Source organism: Kitasatospora sp. NPDC057512 (assembly GCF_042802135.1).
Lineage (GTDB): Bacteria > Actinomycetota > Actinomycetes > Streptomycetales > Streptomycetaceae > Kitasatospora.
Genome location: NZ_JBHVET010000140.1, coordinates 1 through 14,219, shown reverse-complemented (window position 1 = coordinate 14,219; position 14,219 = coordinate 1). Strand labels below are relative to the sequence as shown.

The following is a 14,219-nucleotide window of genomic DNA, read 5'->3' as shown; positions in this document are numbered from 1 at the left end:
AGCATGGACACCAGGAGTTCGTGGCCGCAACCTACCCCGTCTCGGCGATCTGCGCGAGACTCTTGATCTTGGCTGAAATGCTGCGGGTGCCAACACCCCGCACCGGCCCCGCCCGCCCAGATAGGTGATGGACCGTCAATCACCCTAAAGAGCTAGTACGACCACGGTCATAATCCTCTCAACCGGGGCCCCCACGGCCCCGTAACGGCCCGGGAAGGTGACACCCCGACCGGGCCCCGCCGGTGCCGCCGGATTCGGGGCGCTCAGCTCGCCTCGGCGGGCTCCAGGCCGACCCTCACCGTGAGGTGGTGCAGCCGTTCCGCGAGCACCCTCCGGCCGTCACCCGAGATCGTGTCGAGCGCGACCATAGCGGTCACGATGACGTCCGCCAGCCCTGCCCGTCAGGCTGCGGACGGCTGCCGGTCGGCGAGGAGCAGCGCGAGGGGGCCGCCCTGGAGGAGGAACCGCCCTTCGCCGACTGCGGCGAGGGCGTCCTCCATCGGCCACCACATCAGCTTGAAGCCGTCCTCCCCGGGCGCCAGCTCCTGGGGGCCGAGGGTGAGGTCCCGGGCCTCGAAGAGGTGCAGGCGCGCCGTCGAGCCCGGCACGATGGCGTACGACCCGAGCGGGCGCCAGGTCGCGGCGGTGATCCCGGCCTCTTCGCGTAGCTCGCGCTGCGCGCACTTCTCCGGGCTCTCGTCGCCCTCCTGGCGCCCTCCTGGCAGGAACAGGTACTCGCCACCGTGCAGGGGGAACGGTGCGGTCAGCACGGCGACCAGGCCGTTGGAGTCACGGGCCACGATCACGGCCGCGTCCCGGGTGGGCAACTGCGTGTTGGTCATGCACGGAGGTTAAGCCGCGGTCAGACCACCATGCAGGCGAACGGCACGTTCGTCACCGTCGGGTGGATGATCCCGCGCCCGTGGTAGCCGTCCTCACCGAAGGCGTCCCCGTGGTCGGCACACAGGACGACCAACCACCTCCTGTCGCTGGTCAGGCCGTCGACCAGGTCGCCCAGGTGCTCGTCGGCGTACGCGAGGGCGGCGGCCTGCGACTGCCAGGAGTCGGAGCTGTCGCCGAGGTAGTGGCCGTGGGGCACATGCGTCGCCGAGACGTTGACGAACAGGAACAGGGGACGGTCCGCCCGGGCCCCGGCGACGTCGAGCAGGCCGTCGAAGTCGGCCGCCGCGCTCTCACCGCCACCGTCCAGACCGAGACCACCATGGGCAAGGTCCGCCTGACCGCCCTCGCCGACCGCCTCCCGAACAACAGCACGGCCCGGACCTTCCGTGAGGAGATCCGGGCCGCCATCGCCTGACCGGTCAGCCGGCCGACGTCTCGGCGCTGATCCAGTTCAGGTAGCTCTCGGCGCCGGCCACGACCGGCACCGCGACGAGCTCCGGCACGTCGTACGAGTGACGCTCCTTGATGAAGTCGCCGAGCGGGCCGACCAGTTCGGCGCGGGTCTTGAAGTCGATCCGCCACTCGTCGCCGGACTGCACCTCACCGTCCCACCAGTACACCGAGCGAATCGGGTAGACCTGCGCGCACGCGGCCAGCCGCTCCCCGATCACCTTTGCGGCCAGCTCGCGGGCCTTCGTCTCGTCGTCATGGGTCGTCGTCACCACGAGGAAGTCACTCATGGCCCGAGCGTAACCATTCAGATCATGCCCCGGGGGGAACAGTCCGGTGCCTGGCCCGGGAGCGTGACGATCCATCACGCGCCGCCTCCATGAACGCTACGACACCGCCCACACCAGGAGCAGCACCGTGGCCACCCAGCCCAAGGCCCTGACCGTCAGCTACCACACCGCCGACAATCTGGCCGCCGCCGCCTCAGCCGCCGTCCTTCCCGTCGTCCCCGCCGCCGAAGGCGGACTCGAACTCGTCGATGTCCTCCTGGCCCAGCGAGATCAGCGAGAAGTCCGACGGGGTGTGGCCGCCGGAGCCCTCGTCGGCGTGCCGCACCAGGCCCTCCAGCACCGCCCGCCAGCGCTCGGCGAGGTCCGCCAGCTCCGCCCCGCCGAGCAGCCCGGCCGGCGACTCCAGGACGAAGGACAGCTCGGGGCCCTCGGGCAGGTCCCGCGCCCGGCCGTTGATCTCCAGCACGTGCCGCAGCGGCATCGCCGGGTCGACACCGCCGGGCATCACGTGCTCGCCCGCCGACGTCCACGGCCGCCCACCGGCCGCGGAGCCCGCCTCCGCCGGCGCCTCCGCACCCGGGGAGCCCGCCTCCTCACCGGACCCGCCGAACCGGCCCAGGTAGTTGAACCCGATCTGCGGCGCCGCCAACGGCGCGAGCACCGCCCGGGTGGCCGGGTTCGCGTACCTCAGCAGCCCGTACCCCAGGCCGTCGCCCGGCCGCTGCCGCAACTGCTCCTTGACCCGCTTGATCAGCCGCGCCACGTCCTCCCCGCCCGCCCGCACCTCGGCCGGGTCGATCGGCCCGGTCTCCAGCCACGCCGGGTGGACGGCGGTGAACCAGCCGAGCGTGCGCGTCAGGTCCATGTCCTCCGACAGCGGCACCCGGCCGTGCGCCTCCCGGTCGACCAGGAAGCCCTCCGGCACCGGCCTGCCCCGGGCGCGCAGCCACTCGCCGAGCGCCGCGACCAGACCGGACAGCAGCACGTCGTCCACGCCCGCGTGGAAGGCGGCGGGCAGGGCCGCCAGCAGCGGCCCCGCGGTGCGCGCCGGGACGGTCAGCTCGGCGCGCGAGCGGCCGCCGCCCGCGGTGTCCACGCGCGGGTCCAGCGGCCGGTCGGCGAGCGGCGCCTCGACCCGGTCCACCACCCGCCGCCAGTCCGGCAGTTCGTCCACCGTCCGCTGCGCCCGGGCCCGCTCGGCCAGGGCGAGCGCCCAGCGGCGGAACGACGTCGCCTCGGCGGCGACCGCCGCCCGGGCCGCGTCCGCGCCGCCGCCGGCCAGGGCCGCGTGGGCCAGGGCCAGGTCGGGCACCAGCACCCGCCAGGAGACGCCGTCGATCACCAGGTGGTGGGCCGTCAGCAGCACCAGGCCGCTGCGCCCGGCGCCGCGCTCCAGGAGCACGGCGCGCAGCATCACGCCGTCGCGCGGCGCGAGCGCGGCCTCGGCGGCGGTGGCCTGCTCGTCGACCAGCGCGTCCAGCCGCTCCCCGTCGAGGCCGGCCGCGTCCACCCGGCTCACCAGGTCCGCCGCGGCGACCGCCCAGGACGCGCCCGGCTCGGGCACCACCAGCTGCTCCTCGTCCTCCTCCAGCCGCGCCCGCAGCACCTCGTGCCGGTCGATGACCGCCTGCAGCGCGTCCGCCAGCTGCCCGGTCGTCAGGCCGGGCGGCGCGGTCAGCAGCATCGCCTGGCTGCCCGCGCGGGCCACCGAGCCCGCCCGCCGCGCGACCTCGCGCATCACCGGGGTCAGCGGGACCGGGCCGTGGGGGACGTCCTCGGCGTGCTGCGCCGCCGTCCCGTCGACCGGCCCGGCCACCCGTGCGAGCTCCGCGGGCGTGCACAGCTCGAAGACCTGGCGCGGCGAGATCGCCAGGCCGGCCTTGCCGGCCCGCCCGGCCAGCAGCATCGAGGTGATCGAGTCGCCGCCGAGGACGAAGAAGTCGTCCTCCGGGCCGACCTGTTCGAGGTTCAGCACCTCGGCGAACAGCCGGCACAGCAGGTCCTCCGCGTCGGTGGCCGCCTCGCGTCCGGCCGCCCGGCCGGAGAAGACGGGCCGGGGCAGGGCGGCCCGGTCGAGCTTGCCGTTCGCCGTCACGGGGAGTGCCCCGAGGACGGTCACCGAGGCCGGGACCAGGTAGTCGGGCAGCTTCCCGGCGAGGTGCTCCCGCAGCGCCTCCGGGTCGAGGGCGGACTCGTCGCCGCCGGCCGGCACGGCGTAGCCGGCCAGCCGCTTGTGGCCGTCCTCGTCCTCGACCGCGACGACGAGCGCCTGGGCGACGCCGGGGTGCGCGGCGAGCACGGCCTCGATCTCGGCCGGCTCGACGCGGAACCCGCGGATCTTGAGCTGCTCGTCGGCGCGGCCGAGGAAGAGCAGCTGCCCGTCCGGGGTCCACTGCGCCAGGTCGCCGGTGCGGTACATCCGGGCGCCGCCGGGCTCGTCCTCGGCGGGGAAGGGGCAGGCCACGAAGCGCTCCGCGGTGAGTGAGGGACGGCCGAGGTAGCCGCGGGCCAGCCCGGCCCCGGCGAGGTAGAGCTCGCCGGTCATGCCGACCGGCACCGGCCGCAGGAACGCGTCCAGGACGAACACCCTGGTGTTGTCCATCGGCCGCCCCAGCGGCACCGTGTCGGGCACCGCGTCCGGGTCGGTGAAGGGCAGCTGGGTGGTGAAGGCGGTGGTCTCGGTGGGGCCGTAGGTGGTGCGCACCACCATGCCGGGGTGGGAGCGCAGCAGGGTCCGTACGGCGTTCGCGGAGACGACGTCGCCGCCGGTGGAGACCTCGCGCACGCCGCCGAAGATGTGCGGGGCCTGCTCCGCGAGCACCCGGAAGTGCCCGGCCGTGGCGTGCACGTTGGTCACCTGCTGGGCCGCGATCAGCCGGCCGCGTTCGACGGTGTCGATGTCCCCGGGGGGCACCAGCACCAGCCGGCCGCCGTGCAGCAGCGTCGTCCAGATCTCGTAGGTGGAGGCGTCGAAGGCGTGGTTGGCCTGCACCAGCACCCGCTCCAGGGCCCCGCTCGACCAGCACTCGTCGAGGCAGAACGCGAGGACGCTGCCGTAGGTCACCGCGACGCCCTTCGGCAGGCCGGTGGACCCGGAGGTGTAGATGACGTACATGAGGTTCTCCGGCCGCACCGGCACCGGCGGGAAGGCCGCGGCCCGCGGGTCCGTGTCCGCGTCGGGTTCCGGCTCCAGGCGCAGCACCTCGGCGGGGGCGAACAGTTCGGCGTCGGCCAGGCCCCGCCCGGCGTCGGGCGCGTCCACCAGCACGACGGCCGGGCCCGCCTGCGCGGCCACCGCGCGCAGCCGCCCGGCCGGGTGCCGGCCGTCCATCGGCAGGTACGCCGCGCCGGCCTTCACCACCGCCAGCAGCGCGGTGATCAGCTCGGGCGAGCGCTCGGCCACCACGCCCACCAGGGTCTCGGGGCCCACACCGAGCCCGGCCAGCCGGTGCGCCAGGCGGTTCGCCCGCCGGTCCAGCGCGGCGTAGGTCAGCTCGGTGTCCCCGGCGACCACGGCCACCGCCGCGGGGGTGCGGCGCACCTGCCGCTCGAAGAGCCCGGCGAGGGTCGCCTCGGGCAGCTCGCGGCGGGTCCGGTTGCCGGAGCCGTCCAGTTCCCGCCGCTCGTCGCCGGTCAGCACGTCGAGCCGGCCCAGGGGCACGTCCGGGTCGGCCGCGACCTGGCGCAGCACCAGCGTCATCCGGTCGACGAGGGCGCGGGCGGTGCGCTCGTCGAACAGGTCGGGCCGGTAGTCCAGCCGGATCTCGGTGTCGTCGGCCGGCGTGACGACGACGGTCAGCGGGTAGTGCGCGGCCTCCTCGCCGCCGCCGGCCGAGACCCGCACCCCGGCGGGGCCGCGCCGGGAGACCCAGGCGGGCATCGGCGGCGGCTTCGAAGTCCCGTCAGCGGGCGCGGGCGGTTCCGGGCCGGGCCCCAGCGGGCCGCCGGCCTGCTCCCCGCTGCGCAGCGCGGTGCCGCCCAGGCCCTCGCCCGGGGGCGGGGGAGCGGCGGGCCGCGGCGCGCCGGGCGCGGCCGGGTCGGCGGCGGGGGCCGCCATCGGGCCGCGGGGGTAGTTCTGGAAGACCATCAGGGTGTCGAAGACCGCGCCCGGGCCGCCGGCGCGCTGGATCTCGGGCAGGCTCAGCTGCTGGTGGTCGAGCAGGGCGGCCTGCTGGTCCTGGAGGGCGGCCATGGCGGTGCGGAAGGGCACGGCCGCGTCCAGGCGCACGCGCACCGGCACGGTGTTGATGAACAGCCCGACCATCCGGTCGGCCTGCGGCACGTCGGCGGGGCGGCCGGAGACGGTCGCGCCGAAGACCACGTCCAGGCGGCCGGACAGCTTGCCGACCAGCAGCGCCCAGGCGACCTGGAAGACCCGGTTGAGGGTGACCCCGGCGTCGCGCGCGGTCTCCCGCAGCCGGTCGGTGAGGTCGTCGCCGATCCGGTCGATCACGTGCCGGAGCATCACCGGCGGGCCGCTGCGGTCGGCGGGGCCCACCAGGGTGGGCTCCTCGGTGCCGGCCAGCATCGCGCGCCACGCCGCGCGCGCGGCGTCGGTGTCCCGGCGGCCCAGCCAGGCGAGGTAGTCGCGGTACGGCGGCACCTTCGGGAGCACCGAGGGGTCGCCGCCGTTGTCGTAGATCCGCCACAGCTCGTCGAACAGGATCGGCAGCGACCAGCCGTCCATCAGGATGTGGTGCATCGTCACCACCATCCGGTGCCGGTCGGGGCCGGCGCGCAGCAGCAGCACCCGCAGCAGCGGGGGCAGGCCGAGGTCGAAGCGCCGGGCGTCGGTCGCGGCCAGTTCCCTGGCGCGGGCCTGGGCCTGCCGCTCGTCCAGCGCGCCGAGGTCGGCGTACGTCCACGGGATCCGCACGCCCTTGGCGATCACCTGGACGGTGTCGCCGGCCGCGCGGGAGCGGAAGCCGGCCCGCAGGCTCGCGTGCCGCTCCAGCAGTGCCTGCCAGGAGGCCTGGAGCACCTCGGGCCGCAGTTCGCCGTCGAGGTTGAGGATCCGCTGTCCCACGTACACGTCCCGGGGCGCGTCCTGGTCGTACGAGGCGTGGAACAGCAGTCCCTCCTGCAGCGGGGAAAGCGGCCACACGTCCTCGACCGTCAGCTGGCTCATCGTGCTCTCCGTTCGGGTTGGTCGGGCCGTTCGGGTCGGTCGGGGCCGGCCGCCGCCTGGGGCGGCGGCAGCAGGCGCAGGGGGCCTCCGCCGGGCGGCAGCGGGGGCGGGGCGCCGTAGTCGTCGGCCGGGTCCGGGCCGGCTTCGGGGCGCGGCGCGGGCGGGTCGGCGAACTGGGTGCGGTAGAGCTCCGCGTACAGGCCGCCGGCGTCGACGAGCGCGGCGTGCCGGCCGCGTTCGACCACGCGCCCGTCCTGGAGCACGAGGATCTGGTCGGCCTCGCGGATCGTGGACAGCCGGTGCGCGATCACCAGGGCGGTGCGGCCGGCCAGGGCCGTCCACAGGGCCTTCTGCAGGGCCGCCTCGGACTCCGAGTCCAGGTGCGCGGTGGCCTCGTCGAGCACGACCACGGACGGCTTCTTGAGCAGCAGCCGGGCGATCGACAGGCGCTGCTTCTCGCCGCCGGAGAAGCGGTAGCCGCGGTCGCCGACGACGGTGTCCAGGCCGTCGGGCAGCGCCGCGATCACGTCCCGGACCTGCGCGGCCTCGCAGGCCTCGACGAGCTCCGCCTCGGTGGCGTCCGGCTTGGCGTAGAGCAGGTTGGCGCGGATGGTGTCGTGGAACAGGTGGGCGTCCTGGGTGACCATGCCGACGGTGTCGTGCAGCGAGGCCAGGGACAGGTCGCGCACGTCGACGCCGCCGATCCGCACGGTGCCGCCGGTGGGCTCGTACAGCCGGGCCACCAGCTGGCTGACGGTGGTCTTGCCCGCGCCGGAGGGCCCGACCAGCGCGGTCAGCCGGCCCGCCGGGGCGCGGAAGCTCACCCCGCGCAGCGCCTGGGCGGTGCCGGAGCGCTCCGGGGCCGGCAGCGACAGCGTCTCCAGCGAGGCGAGGGAGACCTCCTTCGCGGCGGGGTAGCGGAAGGAGACGTCCTCGAACTCGACCTCCGGGGCCCGGCCCGGGCCCGGCGCGGGCAGGGCGACGGCATCGGGCCGCTCCGCGATCAGCGGCTTCAGGTCCAGCACCTCGAAGAGCCGGTCGAAGGAGACGAGGGCGGTCAGGTAGTTCGACTGCAGGTTGGAGAGCTGGTTGATCGGGCCGAAGAGCCGGGCCAGCAGGGTGGCCAGGGCCACCAGGGTGCCGATCCGGATGCTCCCGGCGACCACCAGCTCGCCGCCGACGCCGTAGACCACCGCGGTGGCCAGCGAGGCCAGCAGCGTCACCGTCACCAGCAGCATCCGTGCGTAGACGGAGGTGACCACGCGCACGTCCCGCACCCGGGCCGCGTGGCCGGCGAACCGGCCGTCCTCGCGCTCGGGCCGGCCGTAGAGTTTGACCAGCAGCGCGCCGGCCACGTTGAAGCGCTCCTGCATGAGCGAGCCGAGCTCGGCGTCCAGCTGCATCGAGGTGCGCAGGTTGCGCTGCAGCCGCCGCCCCACGACCCGGCCCGGCAGCACGAACAGCGGCACCGTGACCAGCACCACCAGCCCGATCGGCCAGGACAGGTAGAAGATCGTGGCGACCACCAGGCACAGCACCAGCAGGCTGGAGAGCACGTTGGACAGCAGCACGGTCACCGCCTGCTGGGCCTCCATCACGTCGGTGTTGAGCCGGCTCACCAGCGAGCCGGTCTGGGTGCGGGTGAAGAACGCGAGCGGCTGGCGCTGCACGTGCCGGAAGACCTCGGTGCGCAGGTCGTAGATCAGCCCCTCGCCGATGCGCGCCGAACTGCGGCTGACCAGGAAGCCCACCAGGGCCTGCAGCAGCGCCAGGACGGCCACCGCGACGGCGGCGCCCGCCACCACGGCCCGGTCGCGCGGCACGATGCCGCGGTCGATGAGCTCCTTGAACAGCAGCGGCGTGGAGACGGTGATGAGGGCGTCGACCACGGTCAGCGTCAGCAGGGCGGCGATCTGCCGCCGGTAGGGCCGCAGGTAGGGCAGGATCCGCCGGGAGGTGCCGGGCCTGACCTGCCCCCGGGCCGGCCGCGTCCCGTCGCCGGGGGTCGCCCGGATCGTGATCAGCGGGCCCGGGCCGCTCGTCATGGCGCGACGACCTCCCTGCCGTCCGGCGCCGCGGCCGTCGGTGCCGGGGCCGCAGCGGCCGGGGCCGGCGGGCGCTGGTCGGTCCAGACGCGGTCGACGTACGCCAGGCACTCGTCGCGCGAGCCCCGGCCGCGGGCGATCCGCCACCCGGCGGGCACCTGCGCGAACCCGGGCCACAGCGAGTACTGGCCCAGGGCGTTGACCAGCACGAGGTAGGAGGCGTCCGGGTCGTCGAAGGGGCTGGTCATCTCGGTCTCCTTGCTTGTTCGGGTGCCGCCCGCCGGGGCGGCGGGGGAGGGGGGCCGCGCCGCGCTCTCACCCGGCGGGCCGGGCCGTGAAGCGGCCCGCCTTGCCGAGCACGTCCGCCGCGCGGATGCGCAGCGCCTGCTGGACGGCGAACTCCGCCAGGTAGGCGCGCAGGCCGTCCGCCGGTTCCAGGGCGAGGTTCACCATCCGGCGGTTGGCGGTGACGGCCGGGTCGCACAGCAGCTCCAGGGCCCGCTCGACGGCCCGGTCGAGGTCCGCCGGGTCGACGACCTGGTCGACGAGCGCGCGGGCCTCCGGGTCGCTCGCGCGCACCCGCCGCCCGCCGAGGATGATCTGCCGGGCCAGCCGGGGGCCGGTCACCGCGGGCAGCCGGAAGTCCGCCGCGCCCGGGACGATCCCCTCCTGCGCGGCCGGCAGGCTCAGGTAGGCGTCGGAGGCCGCGAGCACGTGGTCCACCGCGAGCAGCAGCTGCATGCCGCCGCCGATCGCGAAGCCGTCCACCGCGGCCACCCACGGCATGTCGGTGAACGGGTAGCGCCAGGACGCGTCGTCGGTGCGCAGCCCGAGCAGCAGCTTCCTGAGGTAGCCGAGCTCGCGGCGCAGCAGGAACCCGACGAGGGTGATCTCGCCCGCGTGCAGGCGCTTGAGGTTGATCCCGGCGCTGAACACCCGGCGCCCCGCGTAGCGCGGGTGCGTCATCTCGCCGCCCCGGATCAGCCCGATCCCGCACCCCTCGTCCAGCAGCGCGAGGTCGACCGCGGTCTCCATGTCGTCGACCTGCTGCTCGTCCTCGGCGTTGAGGCGGTCCCCGGCGCACATGGTGATCCGGGCCACCCCCGCGCGCCGCTCCAGCCGCGTGCTGTCCATCCGCACCACCCCGGTGGCCCGGAACTCCCCGAGCAGCTCCAGCGCCCGCCCGGTGGGCCGCAGCATGGAGTCCATCAGGTGGCCGCCGGCGGCCGCGCTGCGCAGCACGCCGCGCAGCAGGACGCCCAGGTCGACCTCGTAGCCGAGGCGCTCGGCCACCGGCAGGGCCCGCTCCGCCCGCAGCTGCGCCGCGGTGGGCACCAGGTTCGGTACGGCGCGGGCGGCGCCCTCCACCAGGGCGTCCAGCCGGGGGCGCAGGGTGCGGCCCGCGGTGATCCGGTCGTAGAGCTCCTCGGCGTGGCGGTCCAGGAAGGCGGTGCGCCGCGCGCGGCCGGCGTCCAGCTCCCGATCGGCGCGCTCGCGCTCCTCGCCGGCGCGCGGCCCGGGCGAGGGGAACGGGGGCAGCAGCCGCGCCGCCCGGTCGAGCCCGTCCGCGGCGCGCTCCCGTACGGCGGCGGGCGCCCGCCCGGTGGCCGCGCTCACGCCGTCACCCCGTCCGCGGCCCGGGTGCGCCGCAGCGCGCGGTCGCAGGCGGCCAGGTGCGGTCCGAGCGCGTCCTCGAAGCTCATCCACTGGGCGTCGAAGGCCAGTTGGCGGCGGATCGCGAGTTCGGGGCCGGACAGGCGGCGCAGCAGCCGGGCGGCGGCGGCCAGGGTGCGCCCGGGGTCCCGGCTCACCTGGTCCACCAGGCACCGCTCCAGGGCCTCGCGGGCGGTGATCGGCACCCCGAAGAGCACGGTGCGCCGGGCGCGGGCCGGCCCGAGCTGCTGGACCAGCCGGTAGCCGGCCATGCCCGGCCAGACGGCCTGCCCGTGGAAGGCCAGGAGCAGCCGCAGGTCCGGGGCCGCCACCCGGACGTCGGCCGCCAGCAGCAGGTCCAGGGCCACGCCGCCGCACTCCCCGCTCGCCGCCGCCAGGGTGGGCAGCCGCAGCCGCTCGAAGCGCCGTACCGCCCGCTCCCACTTCGTGACGGTGGCGATGTCGCCCGCCTTCGCCACCGCCTCGCCGCTGGGGGCGCCGGAGACGAACAGGGTCGCGGCGTCGGCGCCGGCGTCCTCCGCCTCGTCGCACAGGGCGCCGAGGGCCTCGGTCAGCTCGGCCGAGATCTCCCGGCGGCCGTCCACGTGCAGCACGGGGCCCTCGGGCAGGGCGTTGACGGGCATGGCGGTCTCCCTTGGGTCGGTTCACCACTGGATGAGCGCGGACTCGATCGTCGAACCCGGCCCCATGGTCATCAGCACGCCGTAGTCGCCGTCGCGGACCACGCCCTCCCGCAGGAGCCGGTCGTAGGAGAAGAGGAACGAGCCGCTGGAGACGTTGCCGAAGTCGCGCAGCACGGTGATGGTGTGCCGCAGGTCGTGCCGGGTCAGCCCGAGGTTGACGGCGACCGCGTCGATGACCTTCTTGCCGCCGGAGTGCACCAGCCAGTGCGCGACGTCGTCGCGGCGCAGCGAGGTGCCCGCCAGCAGCCGGTCGACGACCCCCTCCACGTGCGCGCCGACCAGGTACGGGACCTGCGGGTCCAGGAAGAAGCTGAAGCGGCCCTGGTCGCGGTCCCAGTCGTAGCGCATCGCGTCGATGGCGTCGACGATGGTCACGCTCGCGGTCCGCAGGATCCGCGGCCCCTCCAGCCGGCGGCCGGGCCCCTCCTCCTCGGCCCCCTCCTCCTCGGCGCCCTTCTCCTCGCGGCGCCCGCCGCCCACCGGGTCCGCGACCACCGCCACCGCCGCGGCGCCGTCGCCGAACAGGCTGTTCACCACCGCCGTCCGCATCGTGGAGTCCATCGTGTACGCGGCCGAGCAGGCCTCCGAGCAGACCATCACGGCCAGCCGGCCCGGGTTCGCCGCCGCCCAGTTGCCCACCACCGCCAGCGCGTTGAGCCCGGCGTTGCAGCCCATGCCGACGATGTCGGCCCGCGCGGTGTGCCAGTCCATGCCCAGCTCGCGGATCAGCAGCGCGCTCAGCCCCGGCGTCAGGAAGCCGGTCGAGGTCACGCAGCACAGGTACGCCACCTCCGACAGGTCGGCCCCGATCCGCTTGAGGCACAGCTGCAGCGCGTCCGCCCCCATGCTCACGGCCCACGCCTTGTGCTTGTCCAGCAGGTCGCCCTGGCTCTCCCGGAGCCTGGTGCCGTCCGGCGCCGCCGGCGGCAGCACCAGCGAGCGCTGCCGGATGGAGCCCAGCAGGAACACCGAGCGCACCCGGCGGTCGGTGATCCCGAACAGGTCCAGCAGCTCCTCCTGGGAGTAGTGCTCGGGCGGCACGGCGGTGCCCACGCTCACGATGCGCGGGACCGTGGCGGCCGGCGCTCGGTCCAGGGCCGTGGTCATGGTGCGTCACTCTCCGTTCCGGGTACCGGGCACGCCGCCACCGTGTGTCCACCACTGCGCGTACCGCTGCCGCGTGTCTCCTCACTGAGCGTCTCCACGAACCGCACCAGCCGCTCGACGCCCTCGACCACCTGCCCGGGCGTCAGGTAGCTGATCGACAGCCGGATGTCCCGCTCGCCCCCGCCGTGCGGATGGAAGAACTCCATCGGCGTCCAGATCACCCCGAACTCCCGGGCCGACCGCTCCAGCGCCGCCGTGCCGGTCCGGAAACCGGTGCGCAGCGTGAGGAAGAAACCGCCGTCGGGACGGTTCCAGCCCACCCCCAGCTCCCGGCGCCGCCACTGCGGCAGCCACCGCTCCAACTGCGCGAGCGTCGCGGCCATGCTGCGCCGGTAGTGCTCGGCCGCCCTCGCGTTCAGCACCGACAGCCGCCCGTCCGCGCTCAGCAGCGCCCCCGCCGCGACCGCCTGGCTGAGCGAGGACGTGTTCACCGTCACCATGCTCTTCACCTTCGCCAGGTCCCGCGCCAGCAGCCGGATCCCGCCGCGCCCGTCGCGCACCTCCTGGTCGGCCACCACGTAGCCGACCCGCGCACCGGGGAACACCGTCTTGGAGTAGGTGCCCAGCTGGATGACGCTCCTCGACGTGTCGAGCGCCTTGAGCATCGGGCACCGCGGCCCCGGGCCGCTCAACCGGTAGGGACTGTCCTCCAGGACGAGCAGACCGTGGCGCCCGGCCAGCTCCAGCAGCCCGGTACGCGTCGCCAGGTCCAGCGTCGACCCGGTCGGATTGGCGTGGTCCGGCACCACGTACACGGCCCGTGGCCGCCGGCCCGCCGCACGCTGCGCCCGCACCGCCGCGTCCAAGTCCGCGACCACCAGCCGCCCATCACGCTCCGGCACCCCGACCACCGGGATGTCCAGCAGCCGCGCGGCCCCCATGATCCCGACATAACAGGGGGTCACCAGCAGCAGCACGTCCTGGGGCGTCGCGAACAGCGCGCGCAGCACCAGGAACATCGCCTCCTGCGCACCGACCGTCACCACGATCGCCTCGGGCGCGACCTCGAACCCCTCGTCCTGCCGCAGCGAGTACGCGATCAGCTCCCGGATCTGCCCCGCGGCCGGCCCGTACTGGTAGAAGCCGCTGCGCACCTCGGCCGGCCCCGCGCCCCGGCTCTCCAGGTAGGCCGCGTACCGGCGCAGGTGGGCGTGGACGTCCTCGACCTCGAAGAAGCCGTCATAGGGGCGGCCCGGCGCGAAGGACACCGCGTCCGGGTAGCTGGACGTGATCTCGTTGAGGAAGTTCATCCGGTCGAGAACCGGGTCCTCGATGCTCGAGTGCAGCGTGGTCGAATCGAGCACCATGGTGCCCGCCTTTCCGTGGACGAGCCGCCGTGCGGCACCCCGTCGGACGGCGGATGCCAGGGCTCGCGTGAAGGACGCGCGGCAGGGCGACGGCGCGGCGGCGCCCCGTGGGCGGCTCGCCGGTACCGTCCTCCCGCGTTCGAACATCGGTCGGTCTCGACGTCGGTCTCATGGCGGCCCCTCGGACGGGCCCACGGGCTCCGGCGGCGCCACCGCGGGCGCACCGTCCGAACGGCGGCGGCGCGGTGCCCGCACGCGAAAACCGCCGTCGGGCACCGGGCCGAACGCGACGCGAGGGGGTATCGAGATCCCAGCACGCCCTGTCGCCGCTTTCGCACCGGCCGCGGTATCCGACGGATACCCGGAGCACAGGGCCCTGTCTGCTGTTTGTCCTCGTTCCAGTACGCGCCCCCGGGCAATGGCCTGTCAAGCGCTGTGGGTTCCCGCCCCGTCACAGCCTGCTACCGGATGCCCGGTCCCGCCGCCGGGCCCGCGGCCCCGGCGCCGACCGTCCCGCCTCCGCGCCCCGCGGTGCCGGGCCGCCCGGGGCGCCACCGGGGGCGCCTTCGGGC

The 14,219-nt window shown here is 75.2% G+C and carries 11 protein-coding genes; 1 reads left to right on the top strand and 10 read right to left on the bottom strand.

The genetic code is table 11. The annotated features are described in order from the left end of the window. Positions 1-401: 401 nt before the first annotated feature. Complete coding sequence (locus tag ACFU6K_RS12465; protein WP_049655277.1) at positions 402-842, bottom strand: NUDIX hydrolase; 441 nt, start codon at positions 840-842, stop codon at positions 402-404. A gap of 20 nt (positions 843-862) precedes the next feature. After that, complete coding sequence (locus tag ACFU6K_RS12460; RefSeq protein ID WP_380662522.1) at positions 863-1,168, bottom strand: sulfatase-like hydrolase/transferase; 306 nt, start codon at positions 1,166-1,168, stop codon at positions 863-865. On the opposite strand from ACFU6K_RS12460, the gene ACFU6K_RS12455 reads away from it, so the two are divergent. Then, complete coding sequence (locus ACFU6K_RS12455) at positions 1,100-1,318, top strand: hypothetical protein (RefSeq protein WP_380662521.1); 219 nt, start codon at positions 1,100-1,102, stop codon at positions 1,316-1,318. The genes ACFU6K_RS12460 and ACFU6K_RS12455 overlap by 69 nt on opposite strands. 4 nt (positions 1,319-1,322) lie before the next feature. Here the strand turns inward: ACFU6K_RS12455 and cutA are convergent, their stop codons facing one another. The 8 genes from cutA to ACFU6K_RS12415 all read right to left on the bottom strand — a co-directional run bounded on the left by cutA (position 1,323) and on the right by ACFU6K_RS12415 (position 13,647). Continuing rightward, positions 1,323-1,643 (bottom strand): divalent-cation tolerance protein CutA, encoded by a 321-nt coding sequence (gene cutA / locus ACFU6K_RS12450; protein WP_380662520.1) that lies wholly within the window; start codon positions 1,641-1,643, stop codon positions 1,323-1,325. A 193-nt stretch (positions 1,644-1,836) separates the two neighbouring features. After that, on the bottom strand, positions 1,837-6,771 hold the full coding sequence (locus ACFU6K_RS12445; protein WP_380662519.1) for an amino acid adenylation domain-containing protein: 4,935 nt from the start codon (positions 6,769-6,771) through the stop codon (positions 1,837-1,839). Continuing rightward, positions 6,768-8,816, bottom strand: coding sequence for an ABC transporter ATP-binding protein (locus ACFU6K_RS12440; protein ID WP_380662518.1), 2,049 nt, complete (start codon positions 8,814-8,816; stop codon positions 6,768-6,770). Before ACFU6K_RS12440 ends, ACFU6K_RS12445 begins: the two co-directional genes overlap by 4 nt. Then, positions 8,813-9,064, bottom strand: a complete 252-nt coding sequence (locus ACFU6K_RS12435; RefSeq protein WP_380662517.1) for an MbtH family protein — start codon at positions 9,062-9,064, stop codon at positions 8,813-8,815. The genes ACFU6K_RS12440 and ACFU6K_RS12435 overlap by 4 nt, the downstream gene beginning before the upstream one ends. 67 nt (positions 9,065-9,131) lie before the next feature. Further along, positions 9,132-10,433 carry a (3,5-dihydroxyphenyl)acetyl-CoA 1,2-dioxygenase DpgC gene (gene dpgC, locus ACFU6K_RS12430; protein WP_380662516.1) on the bottom strand — a complete coding sequence of 434 codons (1,302 nt, stop codon included), beginning with the start codon at positions 10,431-10,433 and terminating at the stop codon, positions 9,132-9,134. Beyond that, positions 10,430-11,113 carry an enoyl-CoA-hydratase DpgB gene (gene dpgB / locus ACFU6K_RS12425; RefSeq protein WP_380662515.1) on the bottom strand — a complete coding sequence of 228 codons (684 nt, stop codon included), beginning with the start codon at positions 11,111-11,113 and terminating at the stop codon, positions 10,430-10,432. The genes dpgC and dpgB overlap by 4 nt, the downstream gene beginning before the upstream one ends. 21 nt (positions 11,114-11,134) lie before the next feature. After that, positions 11,135-12,280, bottom strand: coding sequence for a 3,5-dihydroxyphenylacetyl-CoA synthase DpgA (gene dpgA, locus ACFU6K_RS12420; protein ID WP_380662514.1), 1,146 nt, complete (start codon positions 12,278-12,280; stop codon positions 11,135-11,137). After that, the gene (locus ACFU6K_RS12415; RefSeq protein WP_380662513.1) at positions 12,277-13,647 is read right to left on the bottom strand and encodes a PLP-dependent aminotransferase family protein; all 1,371 of its coding nucleotides are present in this window, start codon (positions 13,645-13,647) and stop codon (positions 12,277-12,279) included. Before ACFU6K_RS12415 ends, dpgA begins: the two co-directional genes overlap by 4 nt. Between the last annotated feature and the right edge of the window lie 572 nt (positions 13,648-14,219).